This window comes from Proteus sp. PR00208 (assembly GCF_016238545.1).
Lineage (GTDB): Bacteria > Pseudomonadota > Gammaproteobacteria > Enterobacterales > Enterobacteriaceae > Proteus.
This window is the reverse complement of sequence record NZ_JAEHQE010000003.1, coordinates 167,121-193,233: the sequence shown is the minus strand read 5'-3', so window position 1 is coordinate 193,233 and position 26,113 is coordinate 167,121. Positions and strand designations below refer to the sequence as shown.

Annotated in this window: 18 protein-coding genes; 8 read left to right on the top strand and 10 right to left on the bottom strand. The window is 38.2% G+C overall.

Going from position 1 to position 26,113, the window contains the following annotated elements:
- Window positions 1–80: 80 nt before the first annotated feature.
- Window positions 81–1,115 carry an isoaspartyl peptidase/L-asparaginase family protein gene (locus JEP36_RS04365; protein WP_102086673.1) on the bottom strand — a complete coding sequence of 345 codons (1,035 nt, stop codon included), beginning with the start codon at window positions 1,113–1,115 and terminating at the stop codon, window positions 81–83.
- 851 nt (window positions 1,116–1,966) lie between these two features.
- Between JEP36_RS04365 and JEP36_RS04360 the strand changes: the two genes are divergently transcribed.
- From JEP36_RS04360 to JEP36_RS04350, 3 genes are read left to right on the top strand one after another with little or no spacing between them, the layout of a single operon-like run.
- Window positions 1,967–3,040: an HlyD family secretion protein gene (locus tag JEP36_RS04360; RefSeq protein WP_102086674.1), complete on the top strand. Its 1,074-nt coding sequence runs from the start codon at window positions 1,967–1,969 to the stop codon at window positions 3,038–3,040.
- An 8-nt stretch (window positions 3,041–3,048) separates the two neighbouring features.
- On the top strand, window positions 3,049–5,805 hold the full coding sequence (gene rbbA / locus JEP36_RS04355; RefSeq protein WP_180949084.1) for a ribosome-associated ATPase/putative transporter RbbA: 2,757 nt from the start codon (window positions 3,049–3,051) through the stop codon (window positions 5,803–5,805).
- Window positions 5,806–6,933, top strand: a complete 1,128-nt coding sequence (locus JEP36_RS04350; protein WP_102086676.1) for an ABC transporter permease — start codon at window positions 5,806–5,808, stop codon at window positions 6,931–6,933. It abuts the gene before it with no gap.
- A 22-nt stretch (window positions 6,934–6,955) separates the two neighbouring features.
- On the opposite strand, the gene kdpE is transcribed toward JEP36_RS04350, so the two are convergent.
- From kdpE to kdpA, 5 genes are read right to left on the bottom strand one after another with little or no spacing between them, the layout of a single operon-like run.
- Window positions 6,956–7,639: a two-component system response regulator KdpE gene (gene kdpE / locus JEP36_RS04345; RefSeq protein ID WP_102086677.1), complete on the bottom strand. Its 684-nt coding sequence runs from the start codon at window positions 7,637–7,639 to the stop codon at window positions 6,956–6,958.
- Window positions 7,636–10,356 carry a two-component system sensor histidine kinase KdpD gene (gene kdpD, locus JEP36_RS04340; RefSeq protein ID WP_102086678.1) on the bottom strand — a complete coding sequence of 907 codons (2,721 nt, stop codon included), beginning with the start codon at window positions 10,354–10,356 and terminating at the stop codon, window positions 7,636–7,638. Before kdpD ends, kdpE begins: the two co-directional genes overlap by 4 nt.
- 1 nt (window position 10,357) lies before the next feature.
- Window positions 10,358–10,954 (bottom strand): potassium-transporting ATPase subunit KdpC, encoded by a 597-nt coding sequence (gene kdpC, locus JEP36_RS04335; RefSeq protein ID WP_102086679.1) that lies wholly within the window; start codon window positions 10,952–10,954, stop codon window positions 10,358–10,360.
- Between the two features lie 10 nt (window positions 10,955–10,964).
- Complete coding sequence (gene kdpB, locus JEP36_RS04330) at window positions 10,965–13,022, bottom strand: potassium-transporting ATPase subunit KdpB (protein ID WP_102086680.1); 2,058 nt, start codon at window positions 13,020–13,022, stop codon at window positions 10,965–10,967.
- Between the two features lie 11 nt (window positions 13,023–13,033).
- On the bottom strand, window positions 13,034–14,737 hold the full coding sequence (gene kdpA, locus JEP36_RS04325) for a potassium-transporting ATPase subunit KdpA (RefSeq protein WP_102086681.1): 1,704 nt from the start codon (window positions 14,735–14,737) through the stop codon (window positions 13,034–13,036).
- 297 nt (window positions 14,738–15,034) lie between these two features.
- On the opposite strand from kdpA, the gene JEP36_RS04320 reads away from it, so the two are divergent.
- Together JEP36_RS04320 and JEP36_RS04315 are read left to right on the top strand one after the other, a co-directional pair.
- A complete protein-coding gene (locus JEP36_RS04320) occupies window positions 15,035–15,694 on the top strand; it encodes a DUF6088 family protein (protein ID WP_102086682.1) in 660 nt (219 codons plus the stop codon).
- Complete coding sequence (locus tag JEP36_RS04315) at window positions 15,669–16,721, top strand: nucleotidyl transferase AbiEii/AbiGii toxin family protein (RefSeq protein WP_102086683.1); 1,053 nt, start codon at window positions 15,669–15,671, stop codon at window positions 16,719–16,721. The genes JEP36_RS04320 and JEP36_RS04315 overlap by 26 nt, the downstream gene beginning before the upstream one ends.
- A 76-nt stretch (window positions 16,722–16,797) precedes the next feature.
- Here JEP36_RS04315 and dmsD read toward each other — a convergent pair whose 3' ends face one another.
- The 4 genes from dmsD to dmsA all read right to left on the bottom strand — a co-directional run bounded on the left by dmsD (window position 16,798) and on the right by dmsA (window position 21,511).
- Window positions 16,798–17,409, bottom strand: coding sequence for a Tat proofreading chaperone DmsD (gene dmsD / locus JEP36_RS04310; RefSeq protein WP_102086684.1), 612 nt, complete (start codon window positions 17,407–17,409; stop codon window positions 16,798–16,800).
- A 175-nt stretch (window positions 17,410–17,584) separates the two neighbouring features.
- Entirely contained in the window at window positions 17,585–18,442 is an 858-nt protein-coding gene (locus tag JEP36_RS04305) for a DmsC/YnfH family molybdoenzyme membrane anchor subunit (RefSeq protein ID WP_198629895.1), read from the bottom strand.
- 1 nt (window position 18,443) lies between these two features.
- The gene (locus JEP36_RS04300; protein ID WP_023582154.1) at window positions 18,444–19,061 is read right to left on the bottom strand and encodes a DMSO/selenate family reductase complex B subunit; all 618 of its coding nucleotides are present in this window, start codon (window positions 19,059–19,061) and stop codon (window positions 18,444–18,446) included.
- 11 nt (window positions 19,062–19,072) lie between these two features.
- On the bottom strand, window positions 19,073–21,511 hold the full coding sequence (gene dmsA, locus JEP36_RS04295) for a dimethylsulfoxide reductase subunit A (RefSeq protein WP_198629894.1): 2,439 nt from the start codon (window positions 21,509–21,511) through the stop codon (window positions 19,073–19,075).
- A 677-nt stretch (window positions 21,512–22,188) separates the two neighbouring features.
- Between dmsA and JEP36_RS04290 the strand changes: the two genes are divergently transcribed.
- The 3 genes from JEP36_RS04290 (at window position 22,189) to JEP36_RS04280 (ending at window position 26,040) form a co-directional block, all read left to right on the top strand.
- On the top strand, window positions 22,189–23,559 hold the full coding sequence (locus tag JEP36_RS04290; protein WP_102086687.1) for a sucrose-specific PTS transporter subunit IIBC: 1,371 nt from the start codon (window positions 22,189–22,191) through the stop codon (window positions 23,557–23,559).
- Window positions 23,560–24,966 carry a sucrose-6-phosphate hydrolase gene (locus JEP36_RS04285; protein ID WP_198629893.1) on the top strand — a complete coding sequence of 469 codons (1,407 nt, stop codon included), beginning with the start codon at window positions 23,560–23,562 and terminating at the stop codon, window positions 24,964–24,966.
- 63 nt (window positions 24,967–25,029) lie between these two features.
- Complete coding sequence (locus tag JEP36_RS04280) at window positions 25,030–26,040, top strand: substrate-binding domain-containing protein (RefSeq protein ID WP_102086689.1); 1,011 nt, start codon at window positions 25,030–25,032, stop codon at window positions 26,038–26,040.
- Window positions 26,041–26,113 lie beyond the last annotated feature (73 nt).

Here is a 26,113-nt window from a genome sequence, read left to right as displayed (position 1 = left end):
TTTTTATCTTTTTTCTTTTTAGAAAAGGAGAAGATCAAACATAAATATTGGGTACGAAATAGAAAAATAACCGTTTAAATTTACTCTTTATAAATGGCGACAACTGGCTTTCCATCATTACCAATCGTGCCACGATACATACCTTCAGAATTAAAACTCATTGTGTAGTTACCTGTTTTATCTAATACGATAACACCGCCACTACCATCAATCGCTTTAACTTCATCAAGTGCATTTTGAGCAGCTTCTTCTAAAGGTAAATTTTTATATTTAACTTGGGCTGCGATATTAAATGCCGTTAATGTTCTGATAAACATTTCACCAGATCCTGTTGCAGATACAGCAACGGTTTCATTATCAGCATAATTACCCGCACCAATAATTGGGGAATCACCAACTCGGCCATAACGCTTGTTTGTCATGCCTCCCGTCGAAGTTCCCGCTGCCAAGTTGCCATGTTGGTCAAGAGCAACTGCACCAACAGTGCCATATTTATAATCGTACATCATAGGATCAACAAAAAGAGCAGCTGTTTTACCATCATGGTCTAAAACGACTTGTTCTTTCTCTATTGCTTTTTGAAGTTGTTGCCAACGATGTTCAGTCCTAAAATAGGAAGGATCAACAATTGTAAGCCCTTGTTCTTTAGCAAAAAGATCAGCACCATTAGAAACCATCATAACATGTGGACTTTTTTCCATCACTGCAATGGCTGCGTTAATTGGATTTTTAACCGTAGTTACACCCGCAACAGCACCAGCTTTACGGGTTTTACCATCCATAATAGAAGCATCAAGTTCATTACGACCATCATGGGTAAAAACGGCACCTTTCCCTGCATTAAATAAGGGGGAATCTTCCATCACATTAATGGATTTTTGAACAGCTTCTATGCTGGTACCTCCACTATTTAAAACAGCATATCCAGCATTTAATGCCTCAGTTAGTTTTTCTTTATATTCTTTTTCTTGTTCTGGTGTGATGGTGTCTTTAGTAATTGTTCCTGCACCACCATGAATTACAAGGCGAATAGGGGTATCAGTATTTGCGAAAACAGAGGTAGCAAACAGTGTGCAAAGTGTTATTGTAGCGAGTTTATACTTAATATTATTCATATAACCCTTCTTGTTTTTAATTAAAATTGACGTGGTATCATCATATGGATTTTACGATCTTGATCTTAAATTCTAATTAACTACATCAAAGTACTTTGATTACTAACTGCAATAATCACTATATAAAAAGTTTAAAGTGTAAGTGGTCTGAACACTCAACTTTCTTTTTAAATTATCGACCTTCATCATGTAATAGACTGATTTCGTTATTTTTTAAATGGAAAAGTTAATGCGGTGTATATTTTTAATGTTTCTTTGTTTAATGAAGATAATAAATATAAGACGTAGCTAATAGTATTTTTTTAAGAATAAAAATAATAATGTTATTTTTACTTTTTGTTTTTATTTTATATTATGAAATTTAAAATATAAAATTTATTAAATAATATAATAAATACAATTTTTGATAATTTTAAATTAGAGATAATTCGGTTATTAATTGGGGTTTTATCAAAAAATTAAGTTTTATTTTAATATTGATTAATATTTGATAACGTTTTGTTATTATTTCATTTGTATTTTAATGTAACGAAAACTAACTTTCTATATACAATTTGTGTGTTTCCTCGAATAATCAAAAATAGATGGTAGATTATGTGATAAAAGTACTACATTAATTTAGGTTAAGGCTCTATTATAATAACATAACATTTATAATTCATAAGGTTAGCTTTTAATATTTTATTTTTTTATAGTGAGTGCGTTAGCTTTATCAATACAAATGAACTATTTTTAAATATAAATAAAAAATAAAAATTAATACGTCTCATTATTTAACTATTTTCTTACATACAGCGGATAAACATATTTTTGGTATTCTTTTATGGCTAAAGGAAGGTTAAATAATTTATATGAAAAATCAAAAAAAGAGTCGTTTTTTTATTTATAGCATCATTCTTGTCGCGGTTGTTGCTGCGGGAATTTTTTGGTGGAAATCTCAAGCACCAACACTTCCTTCAGGATTTGCTCAAAGTAATGGGAGAATAGAAGCAACAGAAATCGATATTTCAACAAAGAGTCCGGGAAGAATAGACTCTATTTTAGTTCAAGAAGGTGATTTTGTTAAAGCGGGTGAAGTGTTAGCAAACATGGACACTCGAACACTTAAAGAACAACTTCATGAAGTTCAAGCTCAATTAAACCAAGCAAAAAGCAGTGTGGTCACTGCACAATCTGCATTATCACAACGTAAAAGTGAACAACTTGCAGCTCAGGCAGTTGTTCGTCAACGTATTGCGGAGCTTGATGCTGCACAAAAAAGACTTAATCGTTCTCGTGCATTAGTAAAAACTAATGCTATTTCTATTCAACAATTAGATGATGATATTGCAAGAACAGAAGGAGCAAGAGCGGCGGTTGAAGCAGCTAAAGCTCAAGAAACCGCAACCATTGCTGCAATAGAATCGGCAAAAGCGGGGATCATTCAAGCTAATACAAAAGTGGATGCTGCAACGGCAACCGAAAGACGCATCTTAGCAGAATTGGATGACAGTATTTTAAAAGCACCGCGTAATGGTCGTGTTCAGTATCGTGTCGCAGAGCCTGGTGAAGTTTTAGGCGCTGGCGGCCGTGTATTAAATATGGTCGATTTAAGTGATGTTTATATGACGTTCTTTTTACCAACAGAAGCTGCTGGTAAAGCTGCATTAGGAAGTGAAGTTCACATTATTTTAGATGCGGCACCTCATATCGTTATTCCTGCAAAAACAACCTACGTTGCTAGTGTCGCTCAATTTACACCAAAAACTGTTGAAACTGATAATGAACGATTAAAACTCATGTTTCGTGTAAGAGCGCGTATTGCACCTGAATTACTTGAAAAACACCTTGAATATGTCAAAACAGGATTACCGGGTCGTGCTTATATTAGATTAGATAATAACCAATCTTGGCCAACTGATTTAGAGGTGAAATTACCGCAATGAGTCAAACAATGAGAACGCAAAGTCATTCTCATATCATTGAATTGACTCATGTATCCCAACATTATGGCGATACCAAAGCGCTTGATGATGTGACATTGGCTATTCCTGCTGGAAAAATGGTCGGGCTAATTGGCCCTGATGGTGTAGGGAAATCGAGCTTGATCTCTCTTATTGCTGGTGCGAGAGAAATCCAAACTGGGCAAATAATTGTTTTAAACGGTGATATGAATGATGTTGAACACCGAAGAGCTGTTTGTCCTCGTATTGCTTATATGCCTCAAGGATTAGGTAAAAATCTTTATCACACACTTTCTGTTTTTGAAAATGTGGATTTTTTTGGTCGTTTATTTGGTCAATCAAAACAAGAGCGGGCAGAACGCATAAATGATTTACTTGAAAGTACGGGGTTAGCCCCATTCCGTGATAGGCCTGCGGGTAAACTTTCTGGAGGAATGAAACAAAAACTGGGTTTATGTTGTGCGCTTATTCACGATCCAGAGTTACTTATTCTCGATGAACCCACTACTGGGGTTGACCCGTTATCCCGCGCGCAATTTTGGGAATTAATTAATCGTATACGTAAACGTCAAAAAAATATGAGCGTATTAGTAGCGACCGCTTATATGGAAGAAGCTGAACGTTTTGATTGGTTGGTTGCTATGGATGCCGGAAAAATATTAGCAACAGGCCATGCCGATGAATTAAAAGCCCAAACTCATACTGATGAACTAGAAGCTGCTTTTATCGAGTTATTGCCAGAAGAGAAAAAGAAAGATCATCAAAAAGTGATTATCCCTCCAAGAGATAAAAGTGACGATGATACTATCGCCATTGAAGCACAAGATTTAACCATGCGTTTTGGGCAATTTGTTGCAGTAGACCATGTAAGCTTTCGTATTCCTAAAGGAGAAATTTTTGGATTCTTAGGATCGAATGGTTGTGGTAAATCAACTACTATGAAAATGCTGACAGGTTTACTCGAAGCGAGTGAAGGGCGAGCTTGGTTATTTGGTCAAGAAGTTGATCCTAAAGATATTGAAACACGTCGTCGTGTTGGCTATATGTCTCAAGCATTTTCACTTTACAGTGAATTGACTGTACGACAAAACCTTGAATTACACGCCAAGCTTTTTCATATTCCAGAAGAGGAAATTCCTCAACGTGTTAGGGAAATGAGTGAGCGTTTTAATTTAACGGATGTTGAAGAAATAATGCCTGATGGTTTGCCATTAGGCATTCGTCAGCGTTTGTCGCTCGCCGTTGCTGTTATCCATAAACCTGAAATGTTGATATTGGATGAACCAACTTCAGGGGTTGATCCCATTGCGCGAGATATGTTCTGGAATTTGATGGTTGACCTATCAAGACGTGACGGTGTCACTATTTTTATCTCAACTCACTTTATGAATGAAGCGGCACGTTGTGACCGAATGTCGCTGATGCATGCTGGTAAAGTATTAGTCACAGATACACCTGAAAATTTAGTTAAAAATAGCCAATTTGATACGCTTGAAGAAGTCTTTATTGATTACCTTAAAAAGGCATCAGGTGAACAAGAGGCACCTGAACTTGATGAAAAAAGCCTACAACTTCCAGCATCTAGTCATGAAAGTGCAGAAAAAGCGTTAAAGCAACGATTTAGTTTACGGCGTTTATTTAGCTATAGTATTCGTGAAGGTATGGAATTACGCCGAGATCCGGTACGCCTTACTTTAGCGCTATTAGGTACGGTGATCTTGATGTTTATTATGGGTTACGGTATTAGTCTAGATGTAGAAAATCTACGCTTCGGTATTATGGATAGAGATAAAACAGGGTTAAGTCAGGCATATAGCCAAAACCTTTCAGGCTCTCGTTATTTTATTGAAAAGGCACCTATCACCGATTATGACCAACTGGAAAAGCGGTTGCGTAGTGGTGATATTACGGTTGCGATTGAAATTCCTCCTAACTTTGCGCGAGATGTTGCCAAAGGCCATACTGTAAAAATAGGTGTCTGGATTGATGGTGCAATGCCTAATCGGGCTGAAACTGTTCGCGGTTATATTCAGGCAATGCATACAACATGGATGCTTGATATGGCTATGCGTCAACCAACTAATGTGGTTGATAAATTATCACCTATTAATATAGAAACCCGTTATCGCTATAATCCTGATGTAAAAAGTTTACCCGCCATTGTACCAGCAGTTATTCCACTGCTATTGATGATGATCCCTGCAATGTTAAGTGCATTGAGTGTCGTTCGTGAAAAAGAGCTGGGTTCTATTATTAATCTTTATGTTACACCTATCACCAAAGCAGAATTTTTGCTAGGCAAGCAATTTCCTTACATCTTGTTGGGTATGTTTAACTTTTTTATGCTCTGTGCGCTTTCTGTCTTTGTGTTTGGGGTAAGTTTTAAAGGGAGTATGTTAACGCTTTCTTTAGGTGCATTACTCTATATCACCATTGCTACTGGAATGGGATTACTCATTTCTTGCTTTATGAAAAGTCAGATTGCAGCCATTTTTGGTACTTCAATTATTACCTTAATTCCAGCAACACAATTTTCAGGAATGATTGATCCTGTTTCGTCACTGGAAGGTATAGGTAAATGGATAGGGCATATTTATCCTACATCTCACTTTTTAACTATCTCAAGAGGAACATTCTCTAAGGGATTAAACCTTTTTGATTTACCTTGGTCTTTTATTCCTTTGCTTATCACTATCCCAATTGTTATTGGGTTGAGTATCTTTTTCTTGAAAAAGCAGGAGGCTTAAATGTGGCGCACAATTCAAAATGTGTTTAATTTAGGCGTAAAAGAGCTACGCAGTCTCTCTCGTGATAAAGCGATGTTGGCGTTAATTGTGTTTGCTTTTACTGTGTCTATTTATTCATCAGCAACTGTTACACCCGGTTCGTTGCATCACGCGCCGATTGCTGTTGCTGATCAAGACAAATCTCAGCTATCTGCACGTATTGTAAATAGTTTTTATATGCCTTATTTCTTACCTCCAGCTGAGATTACTCCTGAGCAAATTGATGGTTTATTAGATAGAGGAGCTTATACCTTTGCACTCGATATTCCGCCTAATTTTCAGCGTGATCTCTTAGCAGGTCGAAAACCTGAAATACAAGTTAATATTGATGCAACGAGAATGAGCCAAGCTTTTTTAGGTAATAGCTATATTCAAAATATTGTAATGGGTGAAGCAAAAACCTTTTTAGCGAAAAATAGAACCAACGATCCACTGCCTGTTGATTTGGAAGTTAGAATGAGTTTCAACCCGAATCTGACACAATCTTGGTTTGGTTCTGTTATGGCAATTATCAATAATATCACTATGTTATCGATAGTATTAACAGGAGCAGCATTAATAAGAGAGCGAGAGCATGGCACCATTGAGCACTTACTGGTTATGCCTGTAACTCCCTTTGAAATCATGCTTTCTAAGATATGGTCAATGGGATTGGTTGTATTATTGGCATCAGCTATGTCGCTGGTCTTAGTCGTGAAATCTTTACTTCATGTTCCTATCGAAGGTTCTGTTCTACTGTTTATGTGTGGTGTTGCTTTAAGCTTATTTGCGACAACCTCAATAGGCATTTTTTTAGGAACAATGGCTCGCTCAATGCCTCAATTTGGTTTATTGATGATTATGGTATTGTTGCCATTAAATATGTTATCAGGAGGGATGACATCACGAGAAAGTATGCCCCAGTTTGTACAGGATGTAATGCAAACAATGCCAACTACACACTTTGTTAGCTTAGCTCAGGCTATTTTATATCGTGGTGCTGACTTCTCGATTGTGTGGCCACAATTCATTATCTTAATTGTTATTGGCTCTGTGTTTTTTTCATTAGCATTATTACGTTTTAGAAAAACCATTTCGGCAATGGCTTAATGTCATTATGTTATAGAAAATATTAAGGCATAAATCGATAGCCGATCCCCGTTTCTGTCATTAAATACACTGGACATGCGGGATCGGTTTCTAGTTTTTGGCGTAAATGTCCCATATAAATGCGCAAATAGTGACTGTGTTCAACGAAATTTGGTCCCCAAACATGTTGCATTAAATGCCGTTGAGTAAGCACTTTACCGCTGTTATTAACCAATTCGCTTAGCAAACGAAATTCTGTTGGTGTTAAATGAACGGGTTCATTTTGACGAGTAACAATACGATTAACCCAATCAATTGTAATATCGCCAAACGTAAATTGTGTGCTCTGTGTTTCTTGTTTAACAAAACGGCGTAGTGATGCTCTGACTCTGGCGAGTAGTTCACTGATGCCAAAGGGTTTAGTCAGATAGTCGTCCGCTCCTGCATCAAGCGCTTTCACTTTATCTTGTTCCGAATCTCGCGCTGAAAGTACGATAACGGGTGTACTACTCCATTGGCGAAAGTCTTGAATAAAACACAGCCCATCTTTATCAGGTAAACCCAGATCAAGAATGACTAAATCAGGTTTTCTTGATGCGGCTTCAATTAACCCACGTTGACATTCATTGGCTTCATAAACACGAAATCCTTCGTTCTCTAAAGCAAGCCGAACAAAGCGTAAGATCTCTTTTTCATCTTCAATAATTAAAATGTTATATGGAGTCACTGTTTTATTTCAATCTCATCAATATCAGGGAGTGATTTTAAAGGTAAAACAAAGTGGAAACTTGCTCCACCTTTTTTATGGTTTTCAGACAAATTAAGGTTTTCAGCCCAGATTTCACCTTCATGTAAGCGAATAATCGCGCTACATATTGCTAGACCTAATCCAACACCAGGAATTGCGGATTCTTTTACTGCGCGTGAAAATTTATTAAAAATAAGTTGTAGTTGGTCAGTTGGAATACCATCGCCTTCATCCCACACTTCAACATGAATTTTAGAAGCTTCAATATAGGCTCTTACTCCAATCTTTGTGCTTGATGTCGTATATTTCACTGCATTTTCAAGTAAGTTCGTGATAACTCGTTCAATTAAATTACCATCGCAATAGAGCAATAAATCAGCGGAAATATCAATTTCTAATGGATGTTTATCAAGTAAATAAGAGAGAGAACGAATGGCACTTCCTGTAATTTCTTGCAACGAATTCCATTGTAAATTCACTTGAATGCCGCCAGATTGAATACGTGCCATATCGAGTAAATTATTGACCAAGCGTGAGGTGGTAAGGATCTGTTGTCGAATTTGGCTAACTTGTTCTGTATGAGATGAACCTTCAGCGCTTAAATCGAGAAGTAAAATCTCTGATTGTCCAAAAAGAACAGTAAGCGGTGTTTTTAAATCATGAGAAAGCGCAGCCAATAATGCATTTCTTAATTGTTCTCGTTCGATGTTAATTCGAGATTGTTCTGCAATTTCAGCCTGTTGTAATCTCTCGAGTGCATTAGCAATCAAACCATTAAAAGTTTGCAATAGCTGCTGTTGTTCAGGTATCAGCAGTTGGCGAAGATTATTCGGTTCAATCGCTAAAATAGCTAAAACTTGTTGAGATGCTGTAATCGGATGCAATTGATAAGGCACACTTGGCAGAGTATCTGTGCCTGCACCAGCAATTTGGTCTTTATCACAACACCAACGTGCAATTGCATTATCAATAGGTAAATGCCCCATACCTTGCGCATAAAAAGGTGTTAATTCACCTTGTTTGTTGGGAAGCAATAAGCAAACTTTGGCATCAAACGCACTTGATAAAAAATGGTAACTGGTACGAACAACGTCTTGTAACGTTACCGCTCGACCCAGTTCTCTCGTCATTTCAAATAAGTGGCGAGTGCGTTGTTCTCGATAACGGGCGACACGAGTTTGATAACGCATACCCGCAGTTAAATTACCGACCACTAATCCTACAATAAGCATGACGGTGAAAGTGATCAAATATTGCATGTCGAGTACAGCGAGTGAAAAGTGGGGCTGTACAAAAAACAAGTCAAAACTAATAACGTTGATTAATGCTGCAAAAATAGAAGGACGACGACCAAAAAAGAGTGCAATTAATACAACACCCAATAAATAGAGTGTCACTAAGTTGGCTTTATCAAGGGCTAATAGAAATGTGCGAGAGAATAAGGTTATCGCTAAACATAATCCAATCGCTGTTAAATAGCCTTTTATCTCTTGTCGCCATTTATCATTTTGCAGTGGTGCTGTTTTGGTTTTATAACGAATGTCCTCATCATTGAGAGCAACACTAATAACATGGAGGTCGGGTGCATAACGTGCTAATTTTTCTGCAAAACGCATCCGTATCCAACGTTTTAACCATTGCCATTTTTGGTAAGCACGTTGACCAATAATCACTTTTCCAAGATTATGCTCTCTGGCGTAGCGGATCACCGCTTTTTCAGCTTGATTATCAGAAAGGATCGCGGTTCTTGCACCTAGATGTTGTGCCAGTTTTAGCGAGTGTAAAATAGCTCGGCGTTTATGCTCTCCAATTTGATGAAGCTTAGGGGTTTCAACATAAATAGCATGCCATTGGCAACCAAAAGCGGCAGCATAACGCGCTGCCGTGCGAACTAATTTGTCGTTACCGCCATGAGCACCAAGGCATACCATCAGACTATCTGTGGTGTGCCAAACAGGAGCCGTTCCTTGGCTATCTCGAAACTCTTTAACTTGTGTATCAACTCTATCTGCCATACGGCGTAAAGCTAATTCTCGTAGTGCGATTAAATTACCTTTACGAAAAAAGTGTTCGATGGCCCGTTCTGCTTGTCCAGCTAGATATACTTTGCCTTCATGCAACCGTTGTTGTAGATCATCAGGCGGTAAATCCACCATAACCACTTCATCAGCACTATCAAAAATATAGTCAGGGATCGTCTCTTGGACACGAATTCCTGTAATACTTCCCACGATATCATTAAGACTTTCAATGTGTTGCACATTTATTGTGGCAAGTACATCAATACCTGCATCCAACAGCTCTTCCACATCTTGCCAACGCTTAGGATGCCGGCATTTATGAGGGTTACTAAATGCCAGCTCATCCATTAAGATCACCGCTGGGTGTCTGGCTAATGCGGCATCTAAATCAAATGCGACAAGCTTTCTACCATGATGATGAATACGTTGTGGCGGCAATAAAGGTAATCCGTGAAGTAATGCCGCCGTTTCTTGTCTTTGGTGCGTTTCGACAATACCAGCAAGCACATCAATACCTTGCTGGTGGAGGCGTTGAGCTTCTTGCAACATGGTGTAAGTTTTCCCTACACCTGCACAAGCCCCAAAAAATATTTTTAGTCGTCCACGAGTTGTTGTTCGCGTTGAAGCGAGTAAATCATCGGGTGAGGGACGTTGCCATTGTTGGTCATGTTCCATTTTATTGAACACTCACTCTTTTGTGTTTTTCTGCACTTAATCTATCAAGTGCCTGATTAAGCTTAAAGACATTAATCACAGGCTCACCTAAAAATGAGATTAATGGTGTTGTCGTATTCTCTTTTATTAATTGCTTAATCTCATCTTTAGTGAGTTGACGAGAGTGTGCAATATTTTCAACTTGGTAATAGGCCGCTTGTAATGAAATATGAGGATCAAGTCCACTCCCTGATGCGGTCACTAAATCAACAGGAACAGCCTGATCATTATCAACCGCTTTTTGCCACATTTGAACGCGTTTCGTGACCTCATTAAGCAATAATGGATTTGAAGATGCTAATTGGCTAGCGCCTGAAGCCATGCTGTTATAGGGCATTTCTGACGTCATTGATGGACGACTTTTAAAATAATCATCCCGTGTAAATTGTTGCCCAATAAATTCAGATCCAATGAGCTTGTTATCTTGATAAACCAATGAACCATTCGCTTGCCATGGGAAAATAAGATTGGCTAATCCTGTAACAAGCAAAGGATAGGCGAGTCCGGTTATTAATGTGAGTAATAATAACATTACTAAGGATGAACGAAATAGATGCATATAGAGCTCCTTAAAACCCAATAAACGCTAAGATCATATCGATGATTTTAATGCCAATAAAAGGGACTAATAATCCGCTGATCCCATATAAAGAGAGGTTACGGCGCAATAATGAATGCGCAGAAACAGGGCGATAATGCACACCTTTAAGGGCAAGAGGGATCAAAAAGACAATGATTAAGGCATTAAAAATAACCGCAGATAGCATGGCAGATGCTGGTGAATGTAAGTTCATGACATTAAGCATGTTGAGCTGTGGGTAGGTGACAGCGAAAGCCGCAGGAATAATGGCGAAGTATTTGGCGATATCGTTGGAAATACTAAATGTGGTTAAAGCGCCCCGTGTCATTAGCATTTGTTTACCAATATGCACAACTTCGATTAATTTTGTTGGATTAGAGTCTAAATCGACCATATTTCCCGCTTCTTTGGCAGCTTGAGTGCCTGAATTCATGGCAACAGCGACATCCGCTTGTGCCAAAGCTGGAGCATCATTAGTACCGTCACCCGTCATTGCGACTAATCGACCTTCTGATTGATATTGGCGAATTAATGCCAGTTTTGCTTCAGGTGTTGCTTCAGCCAGAAAATCATCAACACCAGATTCTGCTGCGATAGCCGCCGCCGTAAGATGATTATCACCGGTGATCATGACGGTTTTTATACCCATTTGGCGAAGTTGAGCAAAGCGCTCTTTAATTCCACCTTTCACAATATCTTTAAGTTCAACAACACCTAAAATTTTCTGATTTTCCACTACCACCAGCGGTGTTCCTCCGGATCTCGCTACTTGCTCAACTATCGCGGTGACTTCATCAGGAAAATGGCCGTGACTGACTTCAATATGGCGACGAATAGCATCAACGGAACCTTTGCGGATCAAGCGCTCTCCTAAATTGACACCACTCATTCTTGTCATTGCAGAGAAGGGAATAAAAGAAGCTCCAATTGACGCTAAATCACGTTCGCGCAAATTAAAACGCTGTTTAGCGAGGATCACAATACTTCTGCCTTCGGGCGTTTCATCTGCAAGCGAGCTTAATTGTGCTGCATCAGCAAGTTGTTTTTCGCTAATACCCGAAAGAGGGATAAAACGAGAAGCTTGACGGTTACCGAGTGTAATCGTGCCTGTTTTATCAAGAAGTAAGACATCAACATCACCGGCGGCTTCAACAGCACGCCCACTGGTTGCAATCACATTGGCATCTAACATGCGGCTCATTCCCGCCACACCAATTGATGAAAGCAAGCCACCAATCGTTGTGGGAATAAGACACACCAACAAAGCAATTAAAGTGACAACAGAAATAACCTCACCATGACCTTGAAATTCGACAGCAAACACACTAAATGGATAAAGTGTTATACAAGCCAATAAGAAAATCAGCGTCAGTGCAGTTAATAAGATGGTCAAAGCAACTTCATTCGGCGTCTTTCTACGCTTTGCACCTTCTACCATTCCAATCATGCGGTCGAGAAATGAATTACCTGCCTCAGCAGTGCAGCGAATAATCAGCCAATCTGACAATACTCGAGTGCCACCAGTCACAGAAGAAAAATCGCCACCTGATTCACGAATAACAGGTGCTGATTCACCCGTAATCGCACTTTCATCAACAGAAGCACCACCTTCAATGACTTCACCATCACAAGGAATAGTTTCGCCAGCGTTGACTAAAACGATATCACCTTTATGCAATGAGAAAGAGTCAACGGTTTCTTTCGAGGCATTAATGTCTGCATGATGTAAACGTATCGCTTTGGATTGTTGTTTAGCACCTCGTAAGCTAGCAGCTTGTGCTTTGCTTCGACTTTCTGCTAATGATTCAGCGAAATTGGCAAATAGCAATGTCACCCATAACCAAAACATGACTTGTGAAGTAAAGTGATTATCATCAGGAAGATAACCTAACAGCGAAGCAATCCAAATTCCGGTAGTTAAGAGCGCACCCACATAAACGATAAACATAACGGGATTACGCCATTGTGCTTGAGGCGTACATTTTTTTATCGCATCAAAGAAAGCCGATATCACAGTTTTTCTGTCAAATAGTTGAGTTTTTTTCATGATACGTTTCCTTATTTAGCCCAGAACAGCTGTAAGTGTTCTGCAATAGGGCCAAGTGCTAATGCCGGAACAAAAGTTAAAGCGCCGATCATTAATACAGTGAGGATCAATAACAAAATAAATAGCGGTGAAGTGGTAGAGAGTGTTGCCAAGCTTTCTGGCTGACGTTTTTTCACGGCTAAACTACCTGCGATAGCTAAAACAGGTAACATGACACCAAAGCGACCAATCAACATGGAAAGCCCTAATAATAGATTGTAAAAAGGTGAGGTGGCATTAAGCCCAGCAAAAGCACTACCGTTATTATTAGCAGCAGAAGTAAAGGCATATAACACTTCACTAAAGCCATGAGGACCCGGATTTAAAATAGCTTCACGACCAACATCAGTAAATAAGGCGAGGGTTGTACCTAATAAAACAACAGCAGGAGAAATTAAAATAGCAACCGCTACCCATTTCATTTCGGCAACACCAATCTTTTTACCAAGGTATTCAGGTGCTCGACCAACCATTAATCCAGCGATAAACACCGCTAATAATACATAGAGGATCATGCCGTAAAATCCTGATCCTACACCACCAAATACCACTTCTCCTGTTTGCATTAACCACATTGGCACCATGCCACCTAAAGCGGTTAACGAGTCATGCATGGCATTAACTGCACCACAAGATGCTGCTGTTGTGACAGCAACAAAAATAGCGCTACCTATTATTCCAAAGCGCGTTTCTTTGCCTTCCATATTCAGCGAGCTATCTGTACCAGCAAAGATAAATTCTGGATTTCCTTGCCATTCAGCCCAAGTGACCACAATAACAGCAACAATAAAAATAAACGTCATAGCCCAAAGTAAGGTATGACCTTGGCGCTGTGCTCCACTTAAACGACCAAAGGCAAAACATAAGGCAGTAGGAATAAGAAATATGGCAAGTATCTGCAAGAAGTTACTTAATGATGTTGGATTTTCGTAAGGATGGGCAGAGTTTGCCGCGAAATAGCCACCGCCATTTGTTCCTAACAATTTAATGGCTTCTTGAGAAGCAACTGGCCCCATAGGTAACCATTGCTGTTGACCATCAAGACCTTGGCTTAATATCGCTGGGTGAAAGTTTTGTATTACCCCTTGGCTGACAAATAACAGTGACCAAACAATTGATAAAGGGAGTAGGACATATAATGTAATGCGCCCAATATCGACCCATGCATTCCCTAATGAGGAACAAGAGGACTGTGTTAGCGCTCTAATTAAAACAAAAGCGACAGCAATACCCGTTGTTGCAGATAAGAAGTTTTGCACTGCAAGCCCTGTCATTTGGCTTAAATAACTCACTGCGGTTTCACCGCTGTAAGCTTGCCAATTAGTATTAGTGATAAAGCTAATTGTGGTATTTAACGCTAAGTCCCAATTCATATTAGATGCAAATTGAGGGTTTAAAGGTAAATAGCCTTGGTTAAGCAGTATGACAAATAATAGAATTGCGCCCATTAAGTTAAAAATAAGTAGGGCAAGCATATAGTGATACCAGCTCATCGGCTGGATTGCTTTTCCTGCGGGCTTAAAACCACAACAACGCCAAATAACATGTTCGGTTTGAGTAACCCAATGAGGTAAGTCACCTTCAATAAGGCGAGCTAAATAATGTCCAAGCATTTTCCCCATCACTAATAATGTGATCAGAAAAACAGCAAGATAGATCAACATCGTTGTTGCCATTTTTAAAATGCCTCTGCGTGGAATAACACATAGATAAGATAAGCAGTGAGCAAAACAACTAACGTCACAGCACCGAATATCAGCATCAGAACAATCCTTTTACTATTTAGATTGAGTGAGCGTACTGAATGGGCTGTAAAGATGTTGATAAAAGAGAGGTGAGAAGTGTAAAAAAAGTATAAAAATAGCTATTAATAAAACACATTAATAACTGTCATAACATGACAAGTTAAACTGTCAACTAATGACAATACTTTGAACTTTATGTATGCTTTATATACAGAAATAGGAGGAGTTATGAGGATCAATATTGCACATTCAGTGCGTCAATATGTTACCCATCAACGATTCGGAAAAGTATTTACTTTTGAGCAAATTATTGATCGTAAAAAATTGATATCTAAAGCTAATGCAGTTTCTGCAGAGATGGTTAGGCTAATGTCTGAAGGTGTTGTTAAGCGAGTGGGTAAAGGAACTTATTATCGCCCTAAAGTATCACGTTTTGGCGAAATTCCCGTAGATCCTGAAGAGGTTATTAAAACAATAACATCAACCAAAAAAGCAGAGTATGTATTGGCATCAACTTCAGCAATGAATGCTTTAGGTTTAAGTACACAATTACCTATGGTGTATAAATATTTTGTCACAGCGAGAATAAGAACAGATTTTTATCATCTACCAATAAAACTTGAATACAAAGAATCTTTGGGTAAATTTACTAAGCACCTTCATATTCAAAATATTGACGATCGTAAAAATGCATTACTGTTATGGTCATGTTTAACTGGCCTTAATGCAAACAATTTTGAAAAATATGAAGATAAGATCCACTATATATTTATTTCATTATTATCGTTAGATGCTCAGCAAGCATTCTTGCAAGCACTTCCTAAATCTATGGAATGGATTACGGTAAAATTAGAAAATAAAAATGAATCAATTTATTCAATTAAGTAATAAAGAGCGAGAAGAGGCATTATTAGCAGCATCCTTATCTCATTCAGAAAAATTACCAGCATTTATCATTGAAAAGGATTTTTGGATATGTCAAATATTAAAAATCATCTTTACTGTCATTGAGCCTAAATTAGGATGTGTAGAACCTGCATTAATATTTAAAGGTGGAACGAGTTTATCAAAATGCTTTAATCTAATAAATAGAATGTCTGAAGATATTGATCTCTCTTTTTCATTAGAGCTATTAGAGTGTAGCAATACTGTTCCAAACAATAATGCAAAGAATAAGATTATCGATTCATTTATTTCCTATATGGCTAGGAAATCTAAAATGTTTGTTGAGGAAATATTAACTCCAGAATTAAAAAATAACCTTAGTTTATTAGATAATAATATTAGAATTGAAATAGAGAGTCAGTTTCCTCTTAACCTAGCTATTTATTATCCACAGAGTTTGCCAAAAGAACATTATGCTAATAAAACAGTGAAACCTCGCGTTCTATTAGAAACAGGCGGTCGTTCAAATAATCATCCAATTGAACATATACATATTAACCATATGCTGGGTGATTGTATAAGTTTTTTTAAAGAAGAGAAATTTAATGTTATTGCATTAAAACCAGAAAGAACAGTTGTAGAAAAAATGTATGCTACTCATGAACTCATTCTTAAAAGTGAAAAACGAAATGGCGTTAAATTAGCTAATAAATATGCGCGTCATCTTTACGATATTTGGATGATTTATGAAAACGATAAAGAAAATTGCTTTAATATAAAGCTACATAGAGATAATTTAATTTTCCAAAGGCTATTTTACAGAAAAAGCCAAGATGCATGTTGTCCTAAATTTAGTGGGAAATTTAGATTAGTGCCTACAGGTGAGCTATATAAATTATATAAAAAAGATTGGAATAATATGGACGATCTTTTTCCAAATGCTCAGTTGCCTTGGGGGTTTGATGAAATGATAGAAAAAATGACAGTGATTGAATTAGAATTAAATAAAAGATTAAATAAATTTCTATAGCTCTTAAAATAATAAACCAGCCATTAAGGCTGGTCTATCTATTAATAACGCTATTTTGTTATTAGTAAAACAGTTATTAGCAAAATAACTGTTTTTCAGCAGGGGTGATATTTAGCAGAGATTGCCAGTTTTTTAGCGTTAATGTCGCCAGCATAGCTAAACCTTCATAATAAGGGAATGCACCTTGCAGAGATAACTTCTCTAAATAACGATAAGCCCACGGCAGAAGGTGTTCTGCTAATAGCTCATTTAATTTTTCAGGACGAGTTTCTGCAATCCATGCCACCATCATCACCATTAAACCAAAATGATCTTCAGGTTCATTTTGAGTTAACGCAATATCAATGCCATTTTCTAGCATCCATTCACGTAGATCTAATGTTGAATTACCGAATAATACATTTTCATGATCAAGGTAAACAGAGCCCCAAGGTGGCGCAGGCAGTGCGTAAGGGCCAACAAATAAACGTTGATATGCCTGTGCTAAAGTTTCTTCCGCTAATGCAGTTTGTGAAAGAAGGTTAGCAATGCGTTGCTTTTCTTCATCACTGCCATAAGGCCATTCTTCAACCCACTTTTGACTAGACAGCAGCTCGACAATGTCACTTTTCTCAGTAGGTGCATAATAAAAAGCCGCGCCTAAAATACGGGCAGTGAGAGAAATATCAGTAATAAGTTGTTGTTCCATAATATTTTTATAATCCGCTTAGATTTATTGTCTTTACTATATGCGATTTTCTATCTAAACATAATGACGAAGATTAAAAAAGAGCGATACCGTAATATAAAAGGAAAACCGCCATAACAGATAAAAAGAGTGTGCTTTTTAACTATTACAGCGGTTTAGAAGGGTGAGAAATTAATTAACCCACGACTGCCATGCCGACAGTCATATGTAAACCATAGAACACGCCGCGTCCTATAAACTCACCAGCAAACACTAAAATAAAGCCCAATGTTAACAAAGCAATCGAAGGGTTATTTTTACGTAACAGTGGGGCAATCCAACAACTCAAGCCTAAGACTAAAGCCACTAATTTAATCCCCATCAAAGCACCATAGTTAGGGACTAAATCCACCGCTTTTTGCACAGAGGTTTGAATAGAACCTAATTCAAAACCTTGTGATGTTGCCACAATAGCACTCACAAGAATGGCGATAACACTGAGTAATGGCAACGCACTGACACAGTTTAGATTAAAACCTGCAATACGCATTAAGAGTGCCGCTAAAACAGGAACACAGATAAAGGCCGTTAGCACAAAATTAAATGTGGTATAGCTGTTATACCAAGTCGGAACAGTATCAATTTGGTATACACGAGAGATAGCCGTAATAAATAATGCAGCTAATACCATAACCAGTGCGACCCATAATTTGCCTAATGCAACAGGCATTTTATTAAGTACAGCCAGTAACCAGTAAATACCTCCCAGCGCAAAGAAAATTGAACCGCTAGCAATTTCATTACTTAATGATGAGTGACCCAAACGAAGTAATGAGTTAAATGCGCGTAATGGGGTTCCCATATGCATCATGGATAATAAGAAGCCAATACCCATTAATGCCCAGAGTCCAAACATGCTGTAATGCACTTTTCGGTTCATTTCTGCGGAAAGCTTACCCGAAAGGATAGCGCACCCCATAATAATAAAGGCACCCGCAACACTTTGGCCGATAACAGTAAAAAACATTAGTGGCCATTCATGCAATCCCACCATCTTACACCTCCTCTGGGTTTGCCAGATGACCAGTGGTATCACCCACAGGACGGCTATTGGCATTTAATTTAAGGACAATATTTGGTTTGGTGTATTTTGCTGAAGGAAGTGGTGCAATTTCAGCTAAATCACCATATTTAGCGCGTAACTCTTCAATAGGTGCCATATCTAATGCACGCAGTGGACAAGATTCGACACAAATAGGTTTTTTGCCTTCAGCCACACGTTCATAGCAACCATCACATTTGGTCATATGACCTTTGACTTCATCAAATTGCGGTGCGCCGTAAGGGCAAGCCATATGACAATAACGACAACCGATACAAATATCTTCATTAACAACAACAAAGCCGTCTTCACGTTTATGCATCGCGCCACTTGGGCAAACTTTGGCACAAGCTGGATCGTCACAGTGGTTACACGAAATAGATAGGTAATAAGCAAACACGTTTTGTGTATAAACGCCATCTTGCTCAGTCCAATCACCACCCGCATATTCATAAATACGGCGGAAATTCACTTCAGGGGATAAATTTTTAAAATCCTTGCACGCCAGTTCACAGGTTTTGCAGCCGGTGCAACGACTTGAATCAATATAAAAACCATATTGCGTTGACATAACCAGACTCCTTACGCCTTGACGACTTCAACAAGATTACTGTGAGAAGGATTACCCTTAGCGAGAGGTGAAGGGCGTTGTGTCGTTAACACGTTAATACTACCTGCGTGATCAATTCGATTACTGTCTGGGTTATACCAAGCACCTTCGCTTAAGCCGACCACGCCCGGTAAAATACGAGGTGTGACTTTCGCATTGATCCGAACTTCACCACGATCGTTATAAATACGCACTAAATCACCGTGTTTGATACCGCGTTTAGTAGCATCAACAGGGTTGATCCATATTTCTTGAGGGCAAGCTGCCTTTAAGACATCAACGTTGCCATACGTTGAGTGAGTGCGTGATTTATAGTGGAATCCTGTCATTTGTAATGGATATTTTTCCATTGCTGGATCGCCATAGCTTTCAAAACCAGCAGAGTAGATAGGCAGTGGATCAATCACATCGTCAGACGCGAGTTCCCATGTCGCTTTAATGTCGGCAAGTTGAGAAGAATAAATCTCAATTTTACCTGATGGCGTTGTTAATGGGTTGTTTTCAGGATCTTCACGGAATTTACGATAAGCAACGTGATGACCTTCAGGATCGCGTTTTTTGAAGATACCTTGAGCACGGAATTCTTCAAAAGTCGGCAATTCAGGTAAGTTTTGACGAGATTGCTCATAAAGGTGACGTAGCCACTCTTCTTGTGTTCGGTTTTCAGTGAACTTTTCACCCACACCCATGCGTTTTGCAATTTCGCTTGTCATTTCATAGATATTACGGCTTTCAAAGCGAGGTTTGATTGCCTGATCAGCGAAAATAACATAAGCCATATTACCTGCTGATGCATCCATACAGAAATCCATTTGTTCTGATGCTGTGCAATCAGGAAGCAGAATATCGGCATATTTAGCAGATGCTGTCATATGGTTATCGATCACCACAATCATTTCGCATTTTTTATCGTCTTGCAAAATGTCATGAGTACGATTGATTTCAGAATGTTGGTTTACTAAGCAGTTGCCCGCGTAGTTCCATACCATTTTGATTGGTACATCAAGTTTGTCTTTACCACGAACACCGTCACGGGTTGCCGTCATTTCTGGACCACGTAAAATGGCATCCGTCCACATAAACATAGAAATGCTGGTGGTAACAGGGTTAGTAAAGGTTGGCATACGAACAAAAGGAATACTGTAAGAGCCTTCACGAGCGCCAGTATTACCGCCGTTAATTCCCACATTACCTGTTAAAATAGAGAGCATTGCGATAGCACGAGAAGCAAGCTCACCGTTAGAACGACGTTGAGGACCCCAGCCTTGTGTAATATAAGCAGGTTTCGCTGTTGCGATTTCACGGGCTAATTTAACAATGCGTGAAGCAGGAATACCAGTGATCTGCGCCGCCCACTCAGGCGTTTTTGGCTGACCATCTGCACCATTACCTAAAATATAGGCTTTATAGTGGCCATTTTTTGGCGCACCCTCTGGCATAGTGGTTTCATCGTAACCAACACAATATTTATCTAAGAAAGGCTTATCAACTAAGTCTTCTTTGATCATGACATAAGCTAATGCATTAACTAATGCAGCATCTGTTCCTGGACGAATTGGGATCCATTCATCTTCACGACCAGCACCCGTATCGGTATAGCGTGGATCGATGATAATCATTTGTGCATCAGATTTTTCACGAGCTTGTTCAACGTAATAGGTGACACCGCCACCACTCATACGGGTTTCACCCGGATTATTACCGAACATCACGACAAGTTTGGTGTTTTCAATATCTGAAGGGCTATTACCATCTGCCCAACCACCATAAGTATAATTTAAGCCCGCTGCGATTTGCGCCGTACTATAGTCACCATAATGATTCAGATAACCACCACAACAATTCATTAAACGTGCAATTAATGTTGCACCTGGTGGCCAAGACTTCGTCATGGTGCCACCTAATGTTCCTGTACCGTAGTTTAGATAAATAGATTCATTACCATAATCTTTGATTAAACGTTTCATGGTATCTGAAATAGTATCAAACGCTTCATCCCATGAAATACGTTCAAATTTACCTTCACCACGTTTACCTACACGTTTCATTGGATAACGTAAACGGTCTGGGTTGTAAACACGGCGACGCATAGAACGACCACGTAAACAAGCACGCACTTGATGTAATTCTTCGTAGACATCATTGCCCGTGTTGTCGGTTTCAACGTATTTAATTTCACCATCAATCACATGCATACGTAATGGGCAACGACTACCGCAGTTTACAGTACATGCGCTCCACACGACTTTTTCGCTATTCGTTGTTGGTTTTGTTTCCGAGGCAATGGCTTGATGAAAGGGGAGTGATAATCCACCTGCGGTTATCGCTAAACCACCCGCTGCACCTGTTTTTACAAAACGACGGCGAGATAAGGGAGTGGAAAGTAACGCCATCTCTTTGATGTTTTTCATACATTACTCACTTGATTATTAAAATTTTAAGAAAAAACAGCAGCTAATAAGCTTATAAAGAAATAATGATTGTTATTGTTGTTAAAAAATAAGCACTTTAACGTAGGCAATAAAACCCAACTGTTAATGTGGATACTACGTATTTCCTGAAAGTTGTAGTTGCTTTACATCAAAGAAAAGTGATTTATTACAAGCGTTACCAGTTTTTAAGGTTATCTTAAGTTTTTGTATTGGTTATATTTAATCATTTGATTAACAACCTTTATATAAATAAATATATAACTATTAGTTAAGTGTTTGGATGTTATCAGTAACATTTATTAAGCCTGCTTACTTGTTTATATCTATATGATTTTGTTGGTTCAATAGTCATTTTTATTCATGCTTAACTATCATTTTTAGGGGCTATAATTATCTAACAACTAATTAACCCATTTAGCTAAACAAAAATTAAAGATAGTTTAGCTTTTCGTTGTTTTTAATTATTTAAAAGAGTCAAAACATGATTAATAAACGTGCTTTTTTGTAATTAAGATCACAATTAAACGACCTTTACCTGAGTTTTTATTGCTATCTTGAATTGATTTTTATTTAATCCAATTGTTAGCTAAACCGTTTTAGTTTTCAATTAAACTAAATACTCGCTACATAAATAAAAAAGAATGACAGAGGCTATGATGAATATTGAAAAAGTTGCTCACCAGCTTGTGCCTTTATTAGGTGGTGCTGAAAATATCGCAAGTGCAGCACATTGCGCTACGCGCTTAAGACTTGTTCTTGTTGATGACTCAAAAGCAGATAAAGAGGCAATAAATAAATTAGAGGGTGTAAAAGGGTGTTTTAGTAACGCTGGGCAAATTCAGGTCATTTTCGGCACAGGGTTAGTTAATAAAGTACATGCTGCATTTATTGCTGCCGCAGGTATTGGTGAATCTAGTAAATCTGAGGCTGCAAATATTGCGGCTAAAAAGCTCAATCCATTTCAACGAATAGCTAGACTGCTTTCTAATATCTTTGTCCCTATTATTCCTGCCATTGTAGCGTCAGGCTTATTAATGGGATTGCTGGGATTAATGAAAACTAACCAGTGGGTAAGTCCCGATAATGCACTCTATATCATGCTTGATATGTGTAGCTCCGCGGCTTTTATTATTTTGCCCATTCTTATTGGTTTTACTGCTGCAAAAGAATTTGGCGGAAATCCTTATCTTGGCGCGACATTAGGCGGAATTTTAACGCATCCAGCCTTAACTAACGCGTGGGGGGTTGCGGCTGGATTTAATACCATGAATTTTTTTGGGTTAGAAGTCGCCATGATTGGCTATCAAGGAACTGTTTTCCCAGTATTACTGGCAGTTTGGTTTATGAGTGTACTGGAAAAACAATTACGTAAAGTTGTTCCTAATGCACTTGATTTAATTATCACGCCATTTTTAACCGTTATTATTTCAGGCTTTGTTGCGTTATTAGTGATTGGACCTGTCGGTCGTCTTTTAGGTGATGGTATTTCATTAATACTAAGTACGTTAATTACGCAGGCAGGTTGGATTGCAGGGCTTATTTTTGGTGGTCTTTATTCTGTTATTGTTATTACAGGAATACACCATAGTTTCCATGCAGTCGAAGCTGGATTATTAGGGAATCCGAATATTGGCGTAAATTTCTTATTACCTATTTGGGCGATGGCTAATATTGCACAAGGAGGAGCCTGTATTGCCGTTTGGTTTAAAACCAACGATGCGAAAATTAAAGCTATTACGATCCCATCGGGTTTCTCCGCGATGTTAGGTATTACAGAAGCGGCAATTTTCGGGATTAATTTGCGTTATGGTAAACCTTTTATTGCTGCACTAATTGGAGGTGCTGCTGGAGGCGCTTGGGTTGTTGGCTCTCACGTTTATATGACCGCTGTTGGTCTTACCGCTATTCCGGGTATTGCGATTGTACAAGCGGGTTCAATTATTAATTATGTTATTGGTTTAGTGATCGCATTCTTAACAGCTTTTGTTCTTTCTCTTTTACTGAAATATAAAGTGGAGTCTGCATAAATGACAAAAAGCGAAGGATTATCTGCAATTTTACAAGCGGTTATGCGTAATAGTGCTAAAGCTGCAAAAGATAAATACTATCCGCGTTGGCATTTAGCGCCAATAACTGGGTTATTAAATGATCCCAATGGGTTTTGTTTTGATGGTAAGTATTATCATCTTTTCTATCAATGGGCGCCTCTGCCTTGTGAGCATAAAAATAAATGTTGGGGGCATTGGCGTTCAAAGGATCTTATTACTTGGCAACATCAACCTATTGCTTTATTGCCTGATGAATTTTATGACAAAGATGGCTGTTATTCTGGCAGTGCTGTGATCAATCAAGGACAATTAACGCTTTGTTATACCGGAAATGTAAAATTTGATGATGGCTCTCGCACTGCATGGCAGTGTTTAGCAGTTGAAAACCAGCAAGGTGGTTTTGATAAGTTAGGGCCTGTTTTAGGGCTTCCTGAAGGTTATAGCGGACATGTTCGTGATCCTAAAATTTGGCAACACAACGATAAATGGTACATGGTGTTAGGGGCGCAAACGTTAGATAAACAGGGTAAGGTTTTACTTTATCGCGCATCTCACTTATATCAATGGCAATTAATAGGCGAGTTAGCAGGAAGTCATTTAGGTGGATTAGATGATGTGGGTTATATGTGGGAATGCCCAGATCTCTTTGAACTTAGTGGACACTTTATTTTATTAACCTGTCCTCAAGGAATAAAAAAAGAGCAATATCGATTTTTAAATTCGCACTCTAGTGCTTATTTAATGGGCAGTTTTGATTATTCAACATTGCAGTTTCAACATGGTGATTTAATCGAACTTGATGCAGGTTTTGAGTTTTATGCGCCGCAAACCACACAAGTTAATGGTAGGCGTTTATTATTTGGTTGGATGGGGGTTCCTGATGGAGAGGAAATGTATCAACCGACCATTGCTAATGGCTGGATACATCAAATGACCTGTCCTCGTGAATTACAAATAAGCGAAGGGCAACTTTATCAGCAACCCGTAAAAGAATTACAGCAACTCAGACAAAATGTACAATATTGGCAAGGCATTGCAGATGATGCGCCTGAAATTAACGGGTTTTGTGTTGAATTAGAGGTGGAATTAATAGACTCTCTCTTAATTCAATTCTCTGATTCACTTGAATTAACCATTGAGAATAATCAAGCAATATTAAAACGTCGTAGTGTTAAAAATGGTGAATGGCAATCACGTTTCTGGTCTGGTGATATAAAACATCTTCAAATATTATGTGACAGTTCGAGCGTGGAGATTTTCTTTAATCATGGTTTGGGTGTGATGAGTAGTCGTTTTTTCCCTTCAGCAAAACAGATCATTAATTTTTCGGGTAAAAACACAATAAAGCTAACAACTTGGCAATTAAATGATGCATTGTTTAGTTAAATAAGATTAGATAAACAATAAATTAATTTAAATTCAGCAAATGCAGCCTTAAGTAAAATAATAGTGAAAAAACAAAAGCGTACGACTATTACAGATATTGCAAAACTAGCAGGTGTATCAAAAACAACAGCTAGTTTGGTATTGAATGGCCGAGGTAAAGAGATGCGTGTTGCTGATGACACCATTGCGCGTATTACCTCTATTGCCCAACAATATCAGTATCAACCTAACATTCATGCTCGCTCTTTACGTGATAATCGCAGTTATGCATTGGGATTGGTTATTCCTGATATTACTAACTACGGATTTGCCTCAGTGGCTTATGAACTAGAAATATTATGTAGAGAAGCGGGTATTCAGCTACTTATTTCCTGTACGGATGAAAATGCGGCTCAAGAGACTCTTGCAATAGAACATTTGTTATCACGACAAATCGACGGTTTGATTGTGGCTTCTTGTTTACAAAATGATTTTGAATATCAGCGCTTAAGTAAACAAATTCCCGTTGTGTTATTTGACCGTTATTTTAACGGTACAACATTACCTTTTGTTGTCACAGATTCAACTACCACGACACAACAACTTATTGCGGAGATTGCTTCAACAAAAGGCATTGATGAATTTTACTTTTTAGGTGGACAATCAACGATTTCACCCACAAAAGATCGCCTTTTAGGTTTTACGCAAGGGCTTTCTCAAGCCAATATTAATTTGAAAACAGAGTGGATCATTCACGGGCACTATCATCCAAGTTCAGGCTATGAAATGTTCGGCTCTTTATGTGCGTCTTTAGGTCGTCCACCCAAGTTTGTTTTTACTTCAGCCTGCGGTTTGCTAGAGGGTGTATTACGGTATTTAAGCCAAAATAAAATCATGCAAGATGATGTTTATTTAGCGGGTTTTGATGATCACTATCTTTATGATTCATTATCGATACCAATAGATACTATTGCACAAAATAATCCTGAATTAGCCTCTCACTGCTTTCGACTCATTATGGGATTAATTAACCAAGCAAATTTAGAAACTCACCAAATTTTTGTTCCAGCAAAAATACACCAACGACATAAATAAGATTGAGCAATTTTATGCAATATCATTTATCTTTACTGACTGATAATTATTCTCTATAGAATTAATGTATTAA